Origin of the sequence: Actinoplanes subtropicus (assembly GCF_000721705.1) — a bacterium.
Lineage (GTDB): Bacteria > Actinomycetota > Actinomycetes > Mycobacteriales > Micromonosporaceae > Actinoplanes > Actinoplanes subtropicus.
In genome coordinates this window covers 147359-168442 of the sequence record NZ_JOJL01000016.1, presented here as the reverse complement: position 1 = coordinate 168442, position 21084 = coordinate 147359, and the positions used below count along the sequence as shown (strand labels likewise).

Sequence of the window (21084 nt, the reverse complement as noted above, 5' to 3'; positions counted from 1 at the left end):
CGTCATGGAAGAGAACTTACGCCAGGACCGAGCGAGGTCATCCCGGCACGTCGGACGCGTAAATGACAGTTTCGATCGGTTCGGTGTTCAACGTGTCCCGAAGCTCCTCGGCGGCGGCCCGTTCACTCGCCTGTTCGGTCGAGTAGGCGAGGGTCACCGCCTCGTCCGCGGCCCGCCGGGCGTCGTCGCAGCGATCGGCCGCGGCCAGCACCCGGGCGTAGGTCATCGCCGCCAGCACGCCGCTGCGCACGTCCTCCGACGGCGCCTCGCGAGCCCGCTCTATCCAGGTCAGGGCGGCCTCGACCCGGCCGTCCGCGAGCAGAGCCGACGCGTACGAGGCGAGCGCGTGCCGCCGGGAGAAGAGCAGCGACGGGGAGCCCTGGTCGCTGGCGATCGGCGCGAGCAGCCCGATCGCGGTCGCCGCGTCGCCCGCCCGGACCCGCGCCTCGGCCAGCAGCACCCGCGGGCCGACCTGGGCCGGCGCCAGCGGGTTGTGCGGCTCGACCGCGGCCATCACCCGGCGGGCGTCGGCCTCGGCCAGAGTCAGGTCGCCACGCTGCAGATCGACGAAGCCACGCAGGGTGCCGGCCATCCCCAGCAGCAGCGGGTGGCCGGTCCGGTCGGCGTACCCGAGGGCGTCGGTGAGCAGGTCGAAGGCGTGGTCGAACTCGCCCAGGCCGCGGGCGATCGCGCCGCGCACGACCATGGCCAGGCCCCGGCCCCAGTCGTCGCCGACCGCGTTGAAGTCCCGGTACGCCCGGCGCGCCTCGCCGTCGGCCTCCCCCAGCTCGCCCAGCTCGCTCGCCGCGTACGCCTCGACCGCCCGCAGCGTGCCGACCGCCCAGGCCTCGCCGACCCGGTCGCCGAAGGGCAGGAAGATGCGGGCCAGGCGGCGCGACTCCTGCAGGCGGCCGGCCAGCAGCCGGGCGAACGCGGTGGTGCCGCGCAGCCAGGACCGGCCCACCGGGTCGCCGAGCTCGGCGAAGAGCCGGGCGGCCCGGCCGAGCACCGCATCCGTCCCGGCGAAGTCGCCGCGGGTGGTGGTCACCCAGGCCAGATTCTGCAGCGCCCAGGCCTGGCCGTGCCGGTCGCCCGCGGCCAGCGTCACCTGGTACGCCGCGGCGAACCGGCTGCTCGCCTGGCTCAGCCGGCCGGCCAGGAAGTCGGCCATCCCCAGCCGCCGCATCGCGTTGGCCCGCTCGGGCAGCAACTCGGCCTCGGTGGCCACGTCCAGCGCTTCCTGCCAGGCCGCGACGGCCCGGCCGATGTCGCCCAGCGCCTCGTGCGCCCGGCCCACCACCAGCAGCGCCTCGGCCTTGCTGGTCGGCTCGTCGGCCGAGTTCTTGGCGATCTTCTCGCCGTACGAGAGCGCCTCCTCGGCCCGGCCCAGGCGCAGCAGCGCGCGGGCGTGCACCAGCTGGTCGGAGAGCGGCAGAGCGTCCTTGGCCAGCAGGGCGGCGCGCTCCGCGTACTCGATCGAGGCGGCCGGCTCGATGTTCGCGAGGGCCCGCCGGGCCATCCGGCCCAGCGCCGCCACGCCGAGCGGGGCCACGTCACGCACCGCGGCATCCGGCCGCAGCCGCACCTGGTCGGCGAGCTCGACCGTGCACTCGGCATGTGCCGCCACGAACGCGTCCCGCTCGTTCTCGGTGAGGCTCAACCGTGAGGCGCCGTCGTAGCCGAGCCGGTCGATGGTCTCCGGGGCGGCCCACTGGGCGAGGTACGCGTGCCGGTCGGCGAGGTCGGCCTTGCCGATCCCGGAATACGCCGCCTCGCGCATCAGCGGCGTGGTGAACGCGTAGCCGCCGCGCACCCGGTGCAGCATGCGGCGCTGCAACAGCTCGTCGATCGAGCGCTCCAGCTCGACCGCGGCCACCGCGCCGGGCCGGGCGTCGCTGGCCGCCCGCCGCTCGCGCAACGCCTCGATCACTCCGGTCGGCACGGTGTCGCCGACCACGGCCGCGTCCCGCAGCACCGCGCGCGGCTCGGGCGGCAGCGCGTCGATCCGGGCCGCGAGCACCGCGGCCAGGTCGCGGGAGAGCAGTTGACTGCTGACCGAGCTGCTCAGCGAGCCGGAGGCCAGCTGCCACTTGCCGGCGGCGTGCGCCCCGATCGCCGGGGTCAGCGCGCCCCGCTCCATCAGCAGCGTGACCATCTCGGCCAGGTAGAACGGGTTGCCCTGGGCGGTGGCGAGCAGCCGGTCGGTATCCGCCTGGGGCAGCTTGCCGCCGTTGAGGTAGGAGGTGAGCAGCCGGGACGCGTCGGCGCCGCGCAGCGGGGGCAGCGTGTGCACCTCGGCGTCGGCGAGCCGGGTCAGCGCGCCGGCCGTACGCACCAGCTCCGGCCGGCCCAGCAGCAGCACCACGACCGGGCCCTCGAGCAGCGAGAGCGTGCGGCCCAGGGCGTCCACCGTCGAGGCCGTGGCGTCGTGCAGGTCATCCACGATGACCACCAGCGGCGCCTCGGCGGCGAGCGCGGAGAGCAGGTCGCCGACCGCGATGGAGACCGCGTCGGCGTCCTGCCGGGTGGTGGCCGGCTGCCAGTCGGCGCCGGTGGCCGGGCCGACCGGGTTGGTCGGGGCCTCGCCATAGCCGAGCAGGCCGAGCAGCCGGTCAATGTCGATCTTGGCAGCCTCGCCGTCGCGGCTCAGGCGGTTGGCCAGCTTGCGCAGCCGCTCCTCGACCACCGAGCGGCCGACCGTGGACACCACGTCCTTGGGCAGGCCGACCGACTTGCGGACCAGGTCGGCCAGCGGGGCGAAGCGGCGGCGCTCGCCGAACGCGCGGCAGCGCACCCGCAGCACCCGGGCGCCGGTGTGCGCCGCGTACCGTCCGCCGGCGCCCACGTCATAGCCGGTGGCCAGGCGCTTGACCTCGCCGGCGAAGCGAGACTTGCCGATGCCGGCCTCGGCGGTCATCACCATGACCCGCGGCGTGTTCGAGTCGATCGCCTCGGCGAGCCGGCCGGCCACCCGGCCGAGCTCGGTCTCCCGGCCGACGAACGGCGCCTCGTCGCCGAGGCCCGATCTCGTGCCCGGCGCGTCGTGCAGGCCGAGCAGTTCGAACGCGGGCACCGGCTCGCGCTTGCCCTTGAGCCGCAGCGGGCGCAGCTGCCGCCAGGAGGCGACGTGCCGGGTGCCGGCGCTGGTGCGCGAGCCCGCGTAGACCGCGCCGACCGCGGCCGCGTCGGCCAGCCGGGCGGCTGTGTTCACGGTGTCGCCGATGACGGTGTATTCGATGGACGCCTGGATGCCGGCCACCACCTCGCCGGTGTTGAGCCCGACCCGCAGGCCGAGCGGGGCGCCGCCGCCCCGCTCGTCGTCCAGCACGCGGCGGACCGCGCGCTGCATGCTCAACGCGGCGCGGACCGCCCGCTCGGCGTCGTCCTCATGGGCGACCGGGGCGCCGAAGACGGCCATGATCCCGTCGCCGGTCAGCTTGTCGACATGACCGCCGAACGTCTTCACCGCGCCGGCCAGGGCGGCCAGCACCCGGTCGGTGACCGCGCCGACCCGTTCCGGGTCGAGATCCTCCGACCAGGAGGTGAAATCGGACAGGTCCCCGAACAGCACGGTCACGATCCGCCGCTCGGCGGCGGGCAGGGTGGCCGCGGCCGGGAGGGCGGCGCCGCAGTTGTGGCAGAAGCGGGCGCCGGGCACGGCGACGGTTCCACACACCGGACAGGTCACAGCCGATCCAACCCGTCGGCCCTTGTTCCTGATTCCCGATTTTTGTGACTCAGATAATCCAGTTGAGCTTTGGCACTGAAGATCGCCGCAAACCGCACCGCCGGGTCGATGTCCGGATAAACGAGATCCACTACCTTTTCCGGGGTGTCGGCGCCCTGCCCCATCGCCGCCTCGACCTGGGCCAGCCGTTCCCGGCGGTGATCGAGGTAGAACTGGGCCATCGCGGCCACGTCCGGCTGCGCCGGGCCGTGGCCGGGGAGCATCGGGACATCCGGATGGGTGCGGAGCAGCTCCAGACTTTCCAGGTACGCCCCGAGGTCGCCATCCGGCGCGGCGACGACTGTGCTGCCGCGGCCGAGAACCGTGTCGCCGGTGAACATCGCGGGACTGTTCCCCGATTCCGCGAGAAAACACACTGAATCGGCGGTGTGCCCCGGTGTGTCCAGAACGCGGATGCGGAAGCCGTCGCTCGCGATGTCGGCATCGAACGAGGTCAGCACGGGGGTGCCGCCCAGCATCGCGGAGAGCCGGGGCGCGCCCTCGACGTGGTCGAAGTGACCATGCGTAATCAAGATGGCACGGAACGGAGCATGCTCGGCGATCGCGCGGAGATGGCCCTCGTCGAGCGGGCCGGGGTCGATCACGAAGCCCAGCTCCTCGCCCGGCGCTCGCAGGACCCACGTATTCGTGCCGTCCAGCGTCATCGGGCCTGGATTGGGCGCACGGAGCAGCGTCACCCAGCCCGGCCGGCCGTCGAGCGCAGCTCCCCCCATGCGCAAAATCGTACGTCGCGCACGGGGGTGGAGCCGAGGACCGGATGTGCGATCTCAGCAGCCGCTCAGGTCACGCAGAGCGACCCATCAGGCGATCTCGTGCTATCCGGCGACTTCGATGATCGCCTCGACCTCGACCGGGGCGTCCCGCGGCAGCTCGGCGACCCCGACGGCGCTGCGCGCGTGCCGGCCCTGCTCGCCGAAGACGTCACCGAACAGGTTCGAGGCGCCGTTGACGACCGTGGGCTGATCGGTGAACCCGGGCGCCGAGGCCACGAAGCCGACGACCTTGACGACCTTCACGACCCGGCCGAGGCCGACCAGCGCCTCGACCGCGGCCAGCACGTTCACCGCGCACGTGCGGGCCAGCTCGGCGGCCTGCTCGGCGGTGACCTCGGCGCCGACCTTCCCGGTCTGCGCCAGCTTGCCCTCGACCATCGGGAGCTGGCCGGAGACGTACACGTGACTGCCGGTCTGCACGGCCGGCAGATAGGCCGCCAGCGGTGGCACCACCGGCGGCAGGCTGATGCCGAGCTCGGCCAGCCTCGCGTACGCGTCGACCCCGCCCTCGCCCGCGATCGGCGTCGTCATGACTTCGGCCGCTTCATGTAAGCGATCAACTGCTCCGGGTTGGGGCCCGGAACGACCTGGACGAGCTCCCAGCCGTCCTCGCCCCAGTTGTCGAGGATCTGCTTGGTCGCGTGGACCAGCAGGGGCACGGTCACGTACTCCCACTTCTGCATCGCCTGATGACTCCCTAATCGTCGGGTACCGGGTCAGCTTAGGACCCACGCGACGGCCGCCTTGGTTAGGCTGAGACCTGCCGACGAGATCACGGAGGGCGAGATGACGCACGCGCAGGGCGGCCACCCGGGTCATCCGGAGCCCGCGCCGCTGCCGTCGCCCGATCCGGAGCCGCCGCAGCCGATCCCGCCGGACGACCCGGTCCCGCCGGAGCCGCCGCACACCTGGGATTACGCGGAGGCGCCCACGGCGATGATGCCGGCGGTGACCCCCGAGCGGACCCAGGTGATCGCGCCCTGGCAAGCCCGGCACGAGGCGCCCGGCCAGTGGCAGACCGAGCCGCCGGAGCACCCGGCCTGGCAATACCCGCCGGCGACCGAAGCGGTCGAGGCGCCGGCCGAGCCGATCTGGTCCGGCCCGCCCACCCCGGCGGCCAAGGGCAAACGCGGCGCGCTGTGGGTGTCGATGGCGCTGACCGCCACGCTGATGCTCTGCGCCGGCGGCGCGGTCTCGGCGTACTTCCTGCTCCGGGATGCCGACAACCCCGGCTCGCCGGACCCGGCCACGGCGGTGAACAGGTTCCTCACCGCCGTCTACACCCAGCAGGACGCGTCCGCCGCCGACAATCTGGTCTGCCGCGAGGCGCGCGACCCGACCAAGCTCACCGACCGGGTCCGGGAGATCAAGAGCTACTCCGACCAGTACCAGGACCCGGTCTATCGCTGGGACGAGCCGGCCGTGTCCAACTCCGGCGAGGACCGCGCGCTGGTCTCGGTCGAGGTGACGATGTCCACCGGCGATGAGAAGACGGCCCGGCAAGACCTCGAGTTCACCGTGATCCGCAAGACCGGGTGGCTGGTCTGCGAGGTCTCCGGCTGACAGCCCGCCGTACCGTGGAGGGCATGGGCGAGCACGTCAACAGCAGATGGCCGGCGCGGCTGCACGTCGTGACCGGCAAGGGCGGCACCGGCAAGACCACGGTGGCCGCCGCGCTGGCGCTCGGCCTGGCCGCGGGGGGCCGGCGCACGCTGCTGGTCGAGGTGGAGGGCCGGCAGGGGATCGCCCAGCTCTTCGAGGTGGAGCCGCTGCCCTACAAGGAGCTGCGGATCGCCCAGGTGGCCGGCGGCGGCGAGGTACGCGCGCTCGCGGTCGACCCGGAGGAGGCGCTCCTGGAGTACCTCGACATGTTCTACCACCTGGGCGCGGCCGGCCGGGCGCTGCGCAAGGTGGGCGCCATCGACTTCGCCACCACCATCGCGCCGGGCCTGCGTGACGTACTTCTCACCGGCAAGGTGAAGGAGGCGACCACCCGCTCGCACGACGGCCGCCGGATCTACGACGCCGTGGTGCTGGACGCGCCGCCCACCGGCCGGATCGGCCGCTTCCTCAACGTCACGGCCGAGACCGCGAAGCTCACCAAGGTCGGCCCGATCAAGACGCAGAGCGAGGGCGTCGCGTCGCTGCTGCGCTCGCCGATCACCGCGGTGCACGTGGTCACCCTGCTCGAGGAGATGCCGGTGCAGGAGACGCTGGACGCGATCGCCGAGCTCAAGGCGCTGCACATCTCGCTCGGCCGGATCATCGTGAACGGCGCCCGCCCGGCGCTGCTCACCGCCGGCAAGGTGACCAAGGCCGAGCTCAAGCGCGGCCTGGCCGAGGCGGGCCTGCCCGTCGACGCGGCCACGGTCAACGGCCTGGCCGCCGAGGCCAAGGCGTATCTCACCCGGCGCGACCTGGAGGAGTCGCTGCGCGGGGAGCTGGCCGAGGTCGGCCGGCCGACGATCGAGCTCCCCCTCCTGCCCGGCGGCGCCGACCGGGCCGGGCTGGACGAGCTCGCGAGCGAACTCATGCGGGCCTGACCCTGATTACCCTGGAGTACGTGGTGGCTGAACCTCTCGATGTCGACCGTCTCCTCGCCGATCCGGCCACCCGCATCATCGTGTGCTGCGGCGCCGGTGGGGTGGGCAAGACGACCACCGCGGCCGCGCTCGGCGTGCGCGCGGCCGAGGTGCACGGCCGGCGCACCGTGGTGCTGACCATCGACCCGGCCCGCCGGCTGGCCCAGTCGATGGGCCTCAGCGAGCTGGACAACACCCCGCGCCAGGTCAAGGGCATCGACGGCGAGAACGGCGGCGAGCTGCACGCCATGATGCTCGACATGAAGCGCACCTTCGACGAGGTGGTGCAGCAGCACACCACCCCGCAGCGCGCCGCCGAGATCTTCGCGAACCCCTTCTATCAGGCCATGAGCTCGACCTTCTCCGGCACCCAGGAGTACATGGCGATGGAGAAGCTGGGCCAGCTGCGCGCCACCGACGAGTGGGACCTGATCGTGGTGGACACCCCGCCGTCCCGCTCGGCGCTCGACTTCCTGGACGCGCCGGCCCGGCTGTCCCGCTTCCTGGACGGCCGCATGCTGCGCCTGCTGCTCGCGCCGGCGCGCTCCGGCAAGAGCATGTTCAGCCTGGTCACGGCCTCGTTCGGGCTGTTCTCCCGGGCGGTGCAGAAGATTCTGGGCGCCCAGCTGCTGACCGACCTGTCGGGCTTCGTCGCGGCGCTCGACTCGATGTTCGGCGGCTTCCGGCAGCGCGCCGACGAGACGTACCGGATCCTGCAGGACCCGCAGACCGCGTTCCTGCTGGTCGCGGCCCCCGAGAAGGATGCCGTACGGGAGGCCGCCTACTTCGCGGAGCGCCTGGTCGCCGAGCGGATGCCGCTCGCGGGGGTCGTGCTCAACCGCATGCACAAATCGGAAATTTCTGGTTTGAGTGCGGAACGCAGTGAGGCGGCCGCCGCGGCGACGGATCAGCAGATGACCGCGGACGCTCTCCGCGTACACGCCGCATTGATGCGCCAGATCGAGCGCGAGGCGAGCGTGGCGGCCACGTTCACCGATGCGTTCCCCGGCGTCCCCGCCGCCTCGATCGCGGCGCAGCCCGCCGACGTTCACGACGTCGACGGGCTGCGGACGATCGGCACCCTGTTGGTGAGTTAGCTCAGCGCGTCGGGATGAGCACCTTGTCGGCGCTGGACTCCCGCAGAGCGGCCTCGAACATCTTCCGCCAGCTCGCCACGTGCGGGTGGCGGCGCAGCAGGGCCCGCCTCTCCCGTTCCGTCATGCCTCCCCAGACGCCGAACTCGATCCTGTTGTCCAGGGCGTCGGCGAGGCACTCGTAGCGGACCGGGCAGCTGCGGCAGATCCTCTTCGCCACGTTCTGCTCGGCGCCCTGCACGAACAGCGCGTCAGGGTCGCCACTCTGACACGCCGCCATGCTGGGCCAGTCGCTGATCATCCCCATCTGTACACGTCCCCCCTTGCGTTACCCCCTGACGCCCGCACCGCATATGTCCCCCAAGCCGTGCAGACGTCGTGCGACAAGCTCGCCGGACCATCATGCTCTGTAGTCGGGCGATTACGCAACGTTGTCCCTCAAAAACCCATAGCCCGGGAGTATCGGGCAATTCGCTTCGGGGGGCTGCGCCGCACGGGGTGGAAGGCGCAGAATCAATCTGGGCGAAGCACGACGTTCTCGACAGGCGACGCGTGCTCCGTTCCCGTACCCTGCTCGGGTGACCTCCTGGATGCGCAGACGCGATCACAACATTTTCGCCAACGGCAGCTCACTACTGGTGTGCGGTCTCCTCGCCGGCCTCGTGGTCGCGGCCGCGGCCTTCCCGGCGGCGGCCATGTCCGGGCTGGCCGTCAAGGCCGGTGGCGAATCGTTCGCGAGTCTGCCCAGCGAGCTCAAGGACTTCAACTCCCCGCAGATCACCCGGATCTACGCGTCCGACAACAAGACGCAGATCTCCCAGTTCTACGACGAGTTCCGCAGCGACGTCCCGCTCAAGGACATCTCGCCGTACATGAGCAAAGCGATCGTGGCGGCCGAGGACCGGGACTTCTACCACCACAACGGCGTCGACCTGAAGGGCGTGGCCCGGGCGTTCGTCAACAACAACAACGGCAAGGCCCGGCAGGGCGCCTCCACGATCACCATGCAGTGGGTCCGGATGGGGCTGGCGTACTCGGCGACCAACCCGCAGGAGGTCGTGGACGCCACCAAGGACACGCCGAAGCGCAAGCTCACCGAGATGAAGTACGCGCTGCAGATCGAGAAGGAGCTCACGAAGGACCAGATCCTCGAGCGCTACCTGAACATCGCCCCGTTCGGCGCCCAGGCGTACGGCGTCTTCGCCGCCAGTCAGGTCTACTTCAACAAGAAGCCGAAGGACCTCACGATCGGCCAGGCCGCCATGCTCGCCGGCATGGTCAAGGCGCCGTCCAGCTTCAACCCGACCACCCCCGACGGGTACAAGCAGATCCTCGAGCGCCGCAACAACTACGTCATCCCCGGCATGGTCACGATGGGCATGATCACCCAGGCGGAGGCCGACAAGGCGGTCAAGGAGCCGATCCCGCGAACGGTCAAGCCGGTCGGCAACGGCTGCATCTCGGTGGCGAAGAACGCGTGGGGCTTCTTCTGCGACTATTTCTACCGCTGGTGGATGGGCCGGGAAGAGTTCGGCCAGACGCCGTACGACCGGGAGCGTCGCCTGAAGAGCGGCGGCTACCGCATCGTCACCACGCTCGACGTGAAGGCCCAGACGTCGGCCCGGGCGAACATCTCCGACGAGATCCAGGACGACAACAAGAACGCGCTGCTCGTGGCGGCCGTCGAGCCCGGCTCCGGCAAGGTCCGCGCGCTGGCCGCCAACCGGAAGTACAAGCTCGACGACCCGGCGCACCCGCAGAACGAGATGTCCTCCGACCCGCGGAAGGCCGGCCAGGGCATCCGCGGCACCTATCCGAACACCACGAACCCGCTGCTGACCGGCGGCGGCGACATCACCGGTTACCAGGCCGGCTCGGTGTTCAAGATGTTCACCATGGTCGCGGCCCTGGAGAAGGGTTATCCGCTCGGCTACACGATCAACGCGCCCAAGCAGTTCCGGTCGAACTACATCATCGACCCGAGCAGCCCGTCCGCCTGTGCGGGCACGCACTTCTGGTGCCCCGGCAACGCGGGCGAGGGTGAAGCGGGCGTCTACAACATGTGGACCGGCTTCGGTAACTCGGTGAACACGTACTTCGTCCCGCTCGAGCAGACCGTCGGCGCGGAGAACGTAGTGGCCGTCGCCAAGCGCTTCGGCGTCCAGTTCCGGGTGAAGCAGGACGCCGACCTGGCCAGCCCCGGCAGCGCCAACCAGTGGGGCGCGTTCACCCTGGGCGTGTCCGCGTCGACGCCGCTGGACATGGCGAACGCGTACGCAACGCTGGCCGGCGACGGCATGTACTGCGAGCCCACCCCGATCGAGCAGATCACCACCCAGACCAACGAGAAGCTCGACGTCGGCAAGTCCCACTGCATCCGCGCGACCAGCAAGGACGTGGCGCGCGCGGCGCTGGATGCGGCCCGCTGCCCGGTCGGCGACTCGGCCCAGCTGGGCCAGTGCCGAGGCACCACGGCCGGCCAGACCCACGGCGTCGTGAAGCACCCGGTCTTCGGCAAGACCGGCACCACCGACCGCGACAAGACGGCCGCCCTGATCGCCGGCACCACCTCCCTGGTCGTGGCCGGCTACCTGGTCAACCCCGACTACCAGGACCACCCCGACCGGATGTCCCACCAGATCGTGAACCCGGCCGTCTGGAACACGCTGGCCGACTTCATGGACGGCAAACCCAAGGTCCAATTCAAAACCCCGGACAACGAGAAGATTGCGTACGGCGATCAGCGCTCCATCCCCGACGTCTCCTGCGACTCGATCGGCGACGCCAAGGACCGCCTCGAGGGCGCCGGCTTCGACGTCTCGGTCGGCAACACGGTCGACTCCACCTGCCCGGCCGGCACCGCCGCCGACACCAACCCGAGCGGCCGCACCATCAAGGGCGGCGTCGTGGTCATCGAGGTGAGCAACGGCCAGGGCGCCCAGACCCGAACCAACCCCTCGACCAACCCGACCTTCCCCACCCCCACCATCCGCCCCACCAGACCAGGACGCTGACCCACAGATCGGAAAGCCGCCCGACCCGCTGCTGCGGGTGGGGCGGCTTCACGCCGTACGGCAAAAGCGGCGTGAGGTCAGGCACCCAGCTGACGCCGGACCTCGGCGGCCACTCGGCCGCCCTCCGCGCGGCCGGCCACCGCGGCCTGAGCCGCCTTCATCGCCGGGCCCATGTGGGCGCGGCCGGTGAAACCGCCGGCCGCCAGTGCCTCGGCGACCAGCTCGGCGATCTCCTCGTCGGTGAGCTGTTTGGGCAGGTAGCGGTCGATCACCTCGCCCTCGGAGCGCTCCTTGGCCGCCTGCTCGGGCCGGTCCGCGTCGGCGAAGGCGGTGGCCGCCTCGCGGCGCTTCTTCGACTCCTTGGTGAGGACCGCCAGCACCTCGTCGTCGGAGAGGTCGCGCGCCTCGCTGCCGGCCACCTCGGCGTTGCGGACGGCGGCCAGGGTCATCCGCAGCGTCGCGGTGGTCAGCTCGTCGCGCGCCTTCATGGCGGTGTGCAGGTCATCGTTCAGGCGGTCTTTCAGCGTTCCCATGGACGGAGAAACTACTCTTGCCGTCATGCGTAAGCGTCCCCTTATTGCCTTGGCCGCCGGTGTGGCGGCGGCCGGAGCGGCCACCTTCGCCTATTCGTCGCTGATCGAGCGGAACCTTTTCACCCTGCGCCGCTTCGACGTGCCGGTCCTCGAGCCGGATGCCGAGCCGCTGCGCATCCTGCACATCTCGGACCTGCACATGATGCCCGACCAGCGGCGCAAGCAGGCGTGGGTGGCGGCGCTGGCCGGCACCGACCCCGACCTGGTCGTGGTGACCGGCGACAACATGGCCGACCCGGCGGCGCTGCCCGGCGTGCTGCGCGCCCTCGACCCGTTCCTGTCGCTGCCCGGCGCCTTCGTCTTCGGCTCGAACGACTACACCGGCCCGGTCTGGGGCAACCCGTTGCGCTACATCCTGCCCGGCGAGCGCGAGTACGTGCGGGGCACCGGCCTGCCGTACGAGGACCTGCGCGCCGCCTTCGTGGACGCCGGCTGGTCCGACCTCAACAACGCCCGCACGGTCATCAAGGCCGGCGGCCGCTCGATCGAACTGGTCGGCGTCGACGACCCGCACATCGACCAGGACGACTACCCGTCCGTCGCGGGCCCCATCGCGGGCGGCGCCGACCTGCACATCGGCGTCACGCACACCCCCGCCTCCCGCGTCCTCGACGCAATGGCGGCCGACGGCTTCGCCCTCCTGCTGGCCGGCCACACCCACGGCGGCCAGGTCTGCGTGCCCGGCTACGGCGCCCTGACCACCAACTGCGACCTCCCGCACAACATGGCCAAGGGCCTGCACCGCTGGCCCGACTCAGACGCCTGGCTACACGTCTCGGCCGGCCTCGGCACCCACCCCACCGCCCCGATCCGCTTCGCCTGCCGCCCGGAGGCCTCGGTACTCACCTTGATACCTCGCTGACCTGCGATTTTGCGGTTAGGGGGATACCGATTTCGCGTCCGCCCCGGCGTCGGATAGTATTTCCAGGCAGCTCGGGGTGTGGCGCAGCTTGGTAGCGCGCTTCGTTCGGGACGAAGAGGCCGTCGGTTCAAATCCGGCCACCCCGACCAAGGTAGTTGCAGGTCAGGGCCGGTCTTCCGCTCAGGGAGACCGGCCCTGAACACTTTTCCAGCCTGCTTCTGAAGAAGATCTTGCCCCCGGGACTCCGTGCACCCCAATCAAAGCAGGGCTGTGCCGACGTCCGAGGCGAACCGCGGCGCCTAGCAAGTAGTATCGCCGATGATACTGAGCGAGGTATCCTGGGAGCGTGGCGGACAAGCTGGCGAAGATCCTGGCGGAGATGCGCCGGAACCCTAACAATGTCCGGTTCGCCGACCTGCTGTTCGTGTGTCGGCACTACTTCGGAGAGCCGCGGTCGCAGGGCACGTCGCATTACGTCTTCAAGATGCCCTGGCCCGGCGACCCCAGGGTCAATATCCAGGACAAGGGTGGCAAGGCGAAGCCGTACCAGGTCAAGCAGGTCCTGGCCGCGATCAAGAAGCTGGAGGAACGATCGTGAGCGTGGCGGATCACTACACCTACCGAGTTCACTGGTCGGCGGAGGACGGGGAGTACGTCGGGACTGTAGCGGAACTGCCGTCGGTTTCATGGCTGGCTGAGGAACGTACGGAGGCGTTCGTCGGTATCCAGCGGGTCGTTGAGGAGATCGTCGCGGAGATGCTGGCGTCTGGTGAGGAACCGCCCGCTGCGATCGCCGACAAACATTACTCCGGGAAGTTCCAGGTTCGTGTTCCCGAAGAAGTTCATCGTCGACTCGCAATCCGCGCCGCCGAGCAGGGAGTCTCTCTGAACGCCCTTGCATCCTCGCGGTTGGCTGCGGACTGACGTGGCTGCCGCGTGCACTGCATGCCGGGCGATGTGGCCGACCCGGCACGCGGCCCCTGGAAAACGAGCTGCAGGCAATGCGCGGGCGGGGTAGGTGCGGAGCCCGTTGTTGCTCTCACCGTATCTACTCAAGAGATGTCACGCCATTCACTCAAGGCGGCCCGGCGAGCGGCGAAACTGCCTGCGCTGTGGGTGCCCCTGACCGCACTTGCAGCAGCCGGAGTGCTAGCTCTGCCGCTTGGGCAGGTCTCCTCCTGGGCTATGCCAACCAAACAATTGCAGGGTAAGGATGAGGCCGATGTCCGTAACGCCACGCGGCAGATACTTCTCGCAGCCGTCGGTCGTAGTTGCACCTTGATCTTGGACACTTGAATCTGGGAACTTGACTGTCCTGGAGATCAGGAGTCCTGAAACATCATGGTGAACAAGCACTATCCGGCCAAGTTCAACGCCGATGCGGTGGCGCTGTATCGGTTTCGACCGGGCGCGACGATCGCGCAGATCGCCGACGACCTGGGCGTGAACGTAGAGCTGCAACGCGATCCGGATGATGTTATGGGTCGCGCGATGGACTACGCCGTGTTGCGTCTGTCACTCCTGACCAACTCGTCAGCACGCGGACGTTCATTTGCGCGACGAGAGGGGGGAAGTGGAAGGTCGGTCACCGTTGCCAAACCTGCCGCTACCGTCGATGCGTCCGGACTCAATAGCTGCTTAATGGTAACGAGCCGAATGTCAAGTCCGTCAGCTCGGCGCGCCCGTGCGGCTTCCTCGTGAGATCCCCGAGCGAAGCTGAAGGCAACGATGTACCCGGCGGTCTCGCCCGCACGCCTTACGGCCGTCTCAAAATTGTCCACTACGTTGCGACCCACATGATCTGATTGCTTGACTTGAATAGGCTCGTTTAGCATGAAGCTGTAACCATCAATTCCCAAGTCCCCTGATTTCGAGTCGAGTGGGTGCCGTTGAACTTCTGAATCACCCAGTTCTGAAACTCAAAGGGCCTTAGTCGGCGTAGGTCATTCTCAGTGACGGGCAGCCCTTCCGTGAGGAACTGGAGTCTCGGATTGTATTTCTTGAGCCTCCTGACCATCAAATTGACGGCCGTGGGACTAATGTCGATGCCAATCCACCTTCTATTCAGTCGCTCGGCTACCGACACTGTAGTGCCACACCCGCAAAAGGGATCCAACACGACATCGTCTTCGTGCGAGCTGGCCGCGATGATTCGTTCGAGGAGCGACTCTGGCTTCTGGGTTGGATATCCGAGTCGCTCCCGCGCTTGCGAGTTGATCGCAGCGATATCGGTCCATAGATCCTGCACGGGCACGCCTGCATTGTTATCCAGGTATCGTTTGAGCCGAGGTAGCCCTTTACCGTTCCTGGCCCAGTAAATCATTCCGGCACGATCAAGCTCCTCCAACTTCGATGGCGGGTTTTGCCAATGTGCGCCTTTGGCCGTAGGGTCGATTCCTCGCCACGGTTCCCCGGTCTCACCACTTCGAATACCCGGCGGCATCAAGGTTATCAGCGTGTATCTTCCCCGTTCGTCATGGTATTTGTACTTGGAGGCGAGGTATTCATCTCGATAGCCATGGTGTTGCGGATTCCACGTATGTCCCGGGCCCGCATAGTAGAGGATGCAGTCATGGACTGGTGCATACCCTTTGGTTGATCCGTGCGCCCCGGTGCGTTTCCACACTATTTCACTTCGAAACCAGTCCTGGCCGAATACCTGATCCATCAGAATCTTGAGGTAGTGGCTGGCGTGTGGATCGCAGTGGAGATAAATCGACCCCCTTGCCGTAAGGACTCGGCGTAGCTCAAGTATCCGCTTCCTCATCCAATCGATGTATACCTCGATTCCGCCCGCCCAGCGATCCTCGAACGATCTAACCTCAGCCTCGTCGCCCCATATCACTTCATACCGCCGGTTTGAAAAGAATGGCGGATCCAAATAGATGAGGTCAATGCAGTCGGCCGGAAATTGACGCAGTTTTGGAAGATTGTCGGAGCAGTAGAGAACCTGCGTCTCCAGGCGACTAAGCATCGACCCGCCCTTCTCCGGGAAAGTAACGGTCCAGTCATGATAATCACAGAGTAAGCAACCGTCTACCCTACGTAAGGAGCGGCGCGTCTGCAGGGGAGGGCCGCGCAGCCGTGGTATCTGACGGATTTCCCAAGCCAGCCGACCAGGAGGCGCCGATGACCTTTCCCAAGGGAGAAGCGGTCCACGGTGCAATACGGCCGTGTCGTAGGAAGCTTGGGCGGGCGACGCTGAGACCCCGCACCGCATCGGTTTCCGCGTCGGTCAGCCAAGCTTGAGCCTGACCGCGAACGTCCGCCGACTGCCCGATCCCTGGTCAGGACGTTAGAGAACGACACCACACGTCATCGCGCAGACTTGGAAAGCGCGTTGGGGCATGGCAGCCCGGGCGGCGCCAATCGATCTCAACTGGCGCGGCCGGTTGTGTATGAGGACGAAGAGCGTCACGCTCGCAGAGTCGGCTGGGATGCAACAACCGGAACCCTCGTTGTAGATCTTCGGGAAGGTGAGGCGCTGGTGCCGGTTCTGACGCTGGCTTTGAGAAATCCTGGCGAAGGCGCGGTCGACTGCACTGCGATCAAGCGGCGTAGACGGATGGTGACCAGGGTATTGACCTGGGGCTTCGTATTGGTGTCGAGATTGGGCAACTCGTTCGGGATGAAGAGGCCTCGACAGAATCGAATCCGACCACGCCGGCCGACGAAAGGTCGGCTTGGGGCTTGGCCTTTCCGGGCCGGCCCTGACTTTGCTTCTGCAAGCCCCGCTTTGGAGAGATCCTGCTGATGAACCTGGAGGCGGTCGGCGCTTGTCGCGTAGTCGCGACGGTCGAATCCGTGGCATGGCTTCGTCTCGATGCGTGCATTAGCCAGTTATTACGACAAATGTGGTCCCATCCCTTCTGCCCTGGCGGACCGGCGCCTCGCTGATCCAGTTGTCGGAGAAATTCTGGAGGAGTCAGCCAGTGAGGCCTTGACCAAGCAACGCAAACCAACCTGAACCAACGGCCTGAGCTGCACCTTTATAGCTTGGCGATGCATCTCGCCGGCATCCGTACCTCATTCGGGACGAAGAGGCCGTCGGTTCAAATCCGGCCACCCCGACCAACGAAACACCAGTTCAGGGCCGGTCTTCCGATCAGGGAGACCGGCCCTGACTGCTTCACCAGGCCCTCGGGGAATATCTGGAAGAAGATCTTGCTGGATCGCTCCCCGCTCACTCGCAACAGCCGGTCGAGCGTCCGAACCGGGGAGCTGACCGGCATGACCTTCCCGGTCGGCGCGCGTCGCCGACTCCCACCCGGGTGATGAATCAGGTCTTCGCCCCTTGTTGGCGCAGCGGCCGCGTACGTCACGGGAGGCCAGCCTGGTCGAACTCGCGCTGGAGCCGGGGCCGGCGGCGATGCTCCTCGCGCAAGGCCTTGATGAGCTCGTCGACCTCTGCCGCCTGGTCTGTCCCAACGGCCAGCGCCCGCATTCGGCCCAGACGGCGAGCTGCGTTCTTGTACGCGCGGGCGTCAGCGTCACGCAGGTCGGTAAGGACGAGTTTGCGCAGCACCGGCAGCGTGCCGAGCGGATCGACAGGCTCGTAGGCGTCGGCCAGATCGCTCCAGGTGCGGGCGTCGGTCAGCTTGAGGTCGTGCGCCAGCGTCCAGGCCAGTTCCGGATCTTCGAGGTGATGCAGGGCGAAGACGACCGCGTCGTACGGTGAACGGGCAAGAGTGTCGAGCACCTCGTCGCGGTGATCGGGCCATGCCTGGTCGGCTGCCCGGCGTAACTGCTGCGCGGTCGAGGAGGACGGCCAGCGGCGGAACACCTCGAGGCGCGTCGCGATTTCGGCGTCAGGCCGGTGCTTCGCGAGCAGCTCGCACCAGTACTGGGCGGCGCTGAGCGACTGGTGCCCGCCGTCGAAGTCGGCGGCCTGCCTGGCCCAGTCGATGGCCAGGTCTACCTCGCCGATCTCAGCGAGAGCCTGCGCGGTGTCTTGTAGCCAGGCGGCCACCTTCCGGTCCCGGGTGTGGGTGGCGATGATCGCCTCGACGTCGCGGTCGACCACCGCGAGCCTGCGGGCGTTGTATTCCAGCAGGAGCCGGGCGTGGCCGTCCTGCGCAGCTTGTTGCAATATTTTGGGGTCGGCGAATCGTGCCGGCTCCACCGGCTCCGACCCGAGCCCGTCGGCGATCTCGGCCAGCTTTGCCCGGTAGAACGCCGATCCGTCCGGTCCCAGCGCCTCGGCGTAGTCGGCGACATCGATGGTGAAGAAGTCCTGACTGCCGTCGAACTGAAACTTGATCATCCAGAGAACCAGCTTCGACGCCGGCGGCCGGGCTTTCGCCACGACCTTGGCATGCAGTTCGAGCATGTCGCGGATCGCGTCACCGATGATCCCGCTGGAGTCGTCGGCGCGCAGGATCACCCGTACGGCGGAAGCGATCGCCTTCTCCGTCAGCGGCAGCAGCGTGGCGGGATCCATCGCCTCGGCCGCCTCCCGCAGCTGGGCCACGGCCTCGTGCATCTGCCTGCCGTGGGCGTTGGCGGCACCCCACCGGTGCAGGTCTGCCCGGGTTCTGATCAACCCGAGGACCACGTCGCCAAGCTTCTCCTCCCGAAGGCCAGGGCTCATGACCGCGATTATCGCCAGTCCGGGTGAACCGTGCTGGCGCCAGGCTCCGGGGTGGGGTTCGGCGTGTCGATCGACCGCCAGGTTCGAGGCTGTTGCCCTTCTGCGCGAGCGACAACTGGCCGCGCCTTACAGCCAGCCCGGCTATGACAGAGCAGGGCAGCCAACCGTGCAGTTCTACGGCGGCCCCCCAACGCAGCAGACCCGGGTCCTCCGGCAGCCGTCCAACCGCCTCAGCATCATCGCCTTCGTCCTGGCCGCCCTTTCCCTGCTCTTTCCGCCGATCGTCGTGCGGCTGAGCCTGCTCTAAGAATTCAAGATCCGGGGGCGCGGCCCACGCCGTACCCCCGCTATCTTGATCTTCAGGTGTTTTCGCGATCGATTTCGTGGCCATTCATTTACATCACCCGATGGAGTGATCGGGTAATGTCGTGAACGCGTAGGCAAGCAGGCAATCGGAGCTATGCACGAATTGCCGCCCTATAGCGTGGATAGCCTGTCCACGGTCCCAATTCTGTCTTAGGTGAGTCTTAAGTCGGCCACCCCGGCGACCGGGGCATGCCTATGGTCGGTGCGAACGTCGTGCTCGGCAGCGCGAGTTCAGGCCGCGCCCCGAACGGCGCGCCTGAACTGGATCTTTGATCACCGTGGGGGCGGTTGGGTTGCCGGGTTCGACCCATCGACCATGAGAGGTATCTCGACGTGCGCTCCCTACGTCGGCAGGCCGAACCGCGCCATGACGTACAAATCGGCCAGCTGGAGAAAGAACCGCGGCGGCACGCCCGGCGCTCTCGTCTCAACCGGAAATGGTTTTTGACCCTGATCCCCGTTGTCGGCATTGTCGGGGCATTGGCGGCCAATGTCGCGAACGGTTCCACCACCCGGCCGATCAACTACAAGGTCACCGCGCCGATTTCTCTGCAGGCCCTGGGCGTCGACCTGACCTCGGCGAAGACCGGCGAGACCATCACCGCCGGCGCCAAGCTGGTGGCCGAGCGCCCGACGACGGTCAAGTACCTGGTGATCGCGGTTCGCGACTCGTCCGGTGACATTCAGGACTTCCCGCGGGCGGCGAACGTCAAGATCGGCACGAGCCAGCAGGAGTTCACCTCGAAGCGCTCGTTCGGCAAGGCCGGTACGTACACCTATTCCGTCGCGTACATGGGAAATGATGGGGTTTGGAAGAACCTCGGCGTGCGGCAGACCTTCACCGTGGTGCCGGCGAGCGGCGGCGGACCGGCCCCGCAGCCGAGCACGTCGAGCCCGACGACTAAGCCGACCGACCCGGCGCCGGCGCCCAGCACCTCGTCGTCGAGCCCGGCGCCGAGCGGGCCGACCGGTGACTTCCCGAACGCCGGCAACACCGGCGTCCCGTCCGGTACCGTGCTGACCACCTACAGCGGGCCGTGCGAGATCAATACCCCCAACACGGTCATCGACAGCAAGATCGTCAACTGCGACCTGGGCATCAACACCACCGGCGTCATGATCAAGAACTCGCGGATCAACGGCGAGGTCAATGACGGCGAGGGCAAGAAGACCAGCTTCACGATCCAGGACTCCGAGGTCATCAACCCGGCCCGGGCGGCCTGCCAGTGCATCGGCTCGGACAACTTCACCGCGCTGCGGGTCGAGGTCAAGGGCGGCAACCGCGGCATCTACTGCCGGCTGAACTGCACCGTCCAGGACTCCTGGATCCACGGCACGAGCCTGCTCGCCACCCAGCATGCCTCGGCGATCCGGGTCGAGCAGCACTCGACGATCATCCACAACACCATGCAGTGTGACTGGACGGCGCTGACCGACTCCGAGATCGGCTGCTCGGCGGACATGACGGGCTATCCCGACTTCGCCCCGATCACGCACAACACGATCTCGAACAACCTCTTCATGGCCAACCCGACCGGCACCGGCTTCTGCGCCTACGGCGGTGCCACCAACGGCAAGCCGTTCTCCAGCGACCCGACGAACGCGACCTACATCAAGTTCACCGGCAACGTCTGGCAAAAGGGCTCCGACGGCAAGTGCGGCACCTACGGCCCGATCACCGGCTTCGACAAGACCCGCACCGGCAACGAGTGGTCCAACAACAAGTTCGACGATGGCACGGTGATCCAGCCCGAGCTGTAACAGAACGACCGCTTCAGTGACGCCGGGCTGTCGGGCCCGGCGTCACTGCATCTCAAAACCACACTGCATTTCAAAACCACTTCGACGTACGCGTGACACCGCCCCAACCGCAGCGGCCTCCCCGGTAACCGGCTTGAACGGCGAGACGACTGTCTGGCTCACCGTGGCGTGCCGCTCGATCCACCGCTGACTTGGACCGGCCCCGCCCGCTGCCCCGCACATCGCGACGCACCATGACCTCGTATCTGCGGGGTGCCCCGTATCAGAGAACGGCCCGCGATCGCCCCGCTGATGAGGAGAGGCCGGTTTTCGGCATCGCGGGGTTTGCGGTGTCGAAAACCGGCCTCTCCTCATCAGCTTCCCAGGGGCGATCGCCCGCGGCGCCGAAGGCCACTCCAGCCAGCTCAGAGCGCCAACTGTGGACGGACCGGCACCGCCGCCACGGCCGGACCGACGCTGCGCCCCGGGAGTTGCTGCGGCACCGCGTACGGCCCGAGCATCGATTCGACCGCGGGCGCGATGGCCGGCCGCGCGTCGAGCTGGATGAGCCGCGCCGCGCGGGCCAGGGAGCCGGTCTCGCCGTCGCGGAAGCCCTCCCGGTAGCCCTTCTCGTATCGCTCGCCGCGGCCGAGTGCCCGGCCGAGCGCGAAGCAGGAGGATCCGGCCAATGCGAGAAGGAAGAACAATGCGAAGGGTGTCAC

20 protein-coding genes and 1 tRNA gene are annotated in these 21084 nt (G+C 68.2%); 10 read left to right on the top strand and 11 right to left on the bottom strand.

Annotated features, from left to right (window positions below; all coding sequences use genetic code 11):
* Positions 1–37 precede the first annotated feature (37 nt).
* From IH26_RS0122465 to sp36, 4 genes are all read right to left on the bottom strand, one after another.
* A complete protein-coding gene (locus tag IH26_RS0122465) occupies positions 38–3688 on the bottom strand; it encodes an adenylate/guanylate cyclase domain-containing protein (RefSeq protein ID WP_030438199.1) in 3651 nt (1216 codons plus the stop codon).
* Positions 3685–4461, bottom strand: coding sequence for an MBL fold metallo-hydrolase (locus IH26_RS0122460; protein ID WP_030438198.1), 777 nt, complete (start codon positions 4459–4461; stop codon positions 3685–3687). The genes IH26_RS0122465 and IH26_RS0122460 overlap by 4 nt, the downstream gene beginning before the upstream one ends.
* Positions 4462–4563: 102 nt before the next feature.
* Positions 4564–5052 (bottom strand): RidA family protein, encoded by a 489-nt coding sequence (locus IH26_RS0122455; RefSeq protein ID WP_030438197.1) that lies wholly within the window; start codon positions 5050–5052, stop codon positions 4564–4566.
* Complete coding sequence (gene sp36 / locus IH26_RS59955) at positions 5049–5204, bottom strand: Sp36 family protein (protein ID WP_157437327.1); 156 nt, start codon at positions 5202–5204, stop codon at positions 5049–5051. The genes IH26_RS0122455 and sp36 overlap by 4 nt, the downstream gene beginning before the upstream one ends.
* 103 nt (positions 5205–5307) lie before the next feature.
* On the opposite strand from sp36, the gene IH26_RS56015 reads away from it, so the two are divergent.
* From IH26_RS56015 to bagB, 3 genes are read left to right on the top strand one after another with little or no spacing between them, the layout of a single operon-like run.
* Positions 5308–6084, top strand: a complete 777-nt coding sequence (locus IH26_RS56015) for an Rv0361 family membrane protein (protein ID WP_051808391.1) — start codon at positions 5308–5310, stop codon at positions 6082–6084.
* A gap of 23 nt (positions 6085–6107) precedes the next feature.
* Complete coding sequence (gene bagA, locus IH26_RS0122440) at positions 6108–7064, top strand: ATPase BagA (protein WP_030438195.1); 957 nt, start codon at positions 6108–6110, stop codon at positions 7062–7064.
* Positions 7065–7084: 20 nt separating this feature from the next.
* A complete protein-coding gene (gene bagB / locus IH26_RS0122435) occupies positions 7085–8200 on the top strand; it encodes an ArsA family ATPase (protein WP_030438194.1) in 1116 nt (371 codons plus the stop codon).
* Between the two features lies 1 nt (position 8201).
* On the opposite strand, the gene IH26_RS0122430 is transcribed toward bagB, so the two are convergent.
* Complete coding sequence (locus IH26_RS0122430) at positions 8202–8504, bottom strand: WhiB family transcriptional regulator (RefSeq protein ID WP_030438193.1); 303 nt, start codon at positions 8502–8504, stop codon at positions 8202–8204.
* Positions 8505–8787: 283 nt separating this feature from the next.
* On the opposite strand from IH26_RS0122430, the gene IH26_RS0122425 reads away from it, so the two are divergent.
* Positions 8788–11211: a transglycosylase domain-containing protein gene (locus IH26_RS0122425; RefSeq protein WP_169789798.1), complete on the top strand. Its 2424-nt coding sequence runs from the start codon at positions 8788–8790 to the stop codon at positions 11209–11211.
* A gap of 77 nt (positions 11212–11288) precedes the next feature.
* On the opposite strand, the gene IH26_RS0122420 is transcribed toward IH26_RS0122425, so the two are convergent.
* Entirely contained in the window at positions 11289–11744 is a 456-nt protein-coding gene (locus tag IH26_RS0122420; protein WP_030438191.1) for a GatB/YqeY domain-containing protein, read from the bottom strand.
* A gap of 25 nt (positions 11745–11769) precedes the next feature.
* Here IH26_RS0122420 and IH26_RS0122415 point away from each other — a divergent pair, with 25 nt between their 5' ends.
* The 4 genes from IH26_RS0122415 (at position 11770) to IH26_RS0122400 (ending at position 13590) form a co-directional block, all read left to right on the top strand.
* The gene (locus tag IH26_RS0122415) at positions 11770–12666 is read left to right on the top strand and encodes a metallophosphoesterase (RefSeq protein WP_030438190.1); all 897 of its coding nucleotides are present in this window, start codon (positions 11770–11772) and stop codon (positions 12664–12666) included.
* A gap of 72 nt (positions 12667–12738) precedes the next feature.
* A tRNA-Pro gene (locus IH26_RS0122410) sits at positions 12739–12815 on the top strand.
* Positions 12816–13012: 197 nt separating this feature from the next.
* Positions 13013–13264, top strand: a complete 252-nt coding sequence (locus IH26_RS0122405; RefSeq protein WP_245665397.1) for a toxin HicA — start codon at positions 13013–13015, stop codon at positions 13262–13264.
* Positions 13261–13590, top strand: coding sequence for a type II toxin-antitoxin system HicB family antitoxin (locus IH26_RS0122400; protein ID WP_030438188.1), 330 nt, complete (start codon positions 13261–13263; stop codon positions 13588–13590). Before IH26_RS0122405 ends, IH26_RS0122400 begins: the two co-directional genes overlap by 4 nt.
* 225 nt (positions 13591–13815) lie before the next feature.
* On the opposite strand, the gene IH26_RS64565 is transcribed toward IH26_RS0122400, so the two are convergent.
* The 4 genes from IH26_RS64565 to IH26_RS0122395 all read right to left on the bottom strand — a co-directional run bounded on the left by IH26_RS64565 (position 13816) and on the right by IH26_RS0122395 (position 18220).
* The gene (locus IH26_RS64565; RefSeq protein ID WP_211268728.1) at positions 13816–14127 is read right to left on the bottom strand and encodes a hypothetical protein; all 312 of its coding nucleotides are present in this window, start codon (positions 14125–14127) and stop codon (positions 13816–13818) included.
* 35 nt (positions 14128–14162) lie between these two features.
* Entirely contained in the window at positions 14163–14501 is a 339-nt protein-coding gene (locus IH26_RS64560) for a hypothetical protein (RefSeq protein WP_157437326.1), read from the bottom strand.
* On the bottom strand, positions 14495–15640 hold the full coding sequence (locus IH26_RS58120; RefSeq protein WP_084598998.1) for a site-specific DNA-methyltransferase: 1146 nt from the start codon (positions 15638–15640) through the stop codon (positions 14495–14497). The genes IH26_RS64560 and IH26_RS58120 overlap by 7 nt, the downstream gene beginning before the upstream one ends.
* Positions 15641–16984: 1344 nt before the next feature.
* Positions 16985–18220, bottom strand: coding sequence for a DUF6880 family protein (locus tag IH26_RS0122395; RefSeq protein WP_157437324.1), 1236 nt, complete (start codon positions 18218–18220; stop codon positions 16985–16987).
* A gap of 202 nt (positions 18221–18422) precedes the next feature.
* On the opposite strand from IH26_RS0122395, the gene IH26_RS59945 reads away from it, so the two are divergent.
* A complete protein-coding gene (locus IH26_RS59945; protein ID WP_157437323.1) occupies positions 18423–18563 on the top strand; it encodes a hypothetical protein in 141 nt (46 codons plus the stop codon).
* Positions 18564–19102: 539 nt separating this feature from the next.
* The gene (locus IH26_RS56010) at positions 19103–20383 is read left to right on the top strand and encodes a hypothetical protein (RefSeq protein ID WP_157437322.1); all 1281 of its coding nucleotides are present in this window, start codon (positions 19103–19105) and stop codon (positions 20381–20383) included.
* A 404-nt stretch (positions 20384–20787) separates the two neighbouring features.
* On the opposite strand, the gene IH26_RS0122380 is transcribed toward IH26_RS56010, so the two are convergent.
* Positions 20788–21084 (bottom strand): hypothetical protein, encoded by a 297-nt coding sequence (locus IH26_RS0122380; protein WP_030438185.1) that lies wholly within the window; start codon positions 21082–21084, stop codon positions 20788–20790.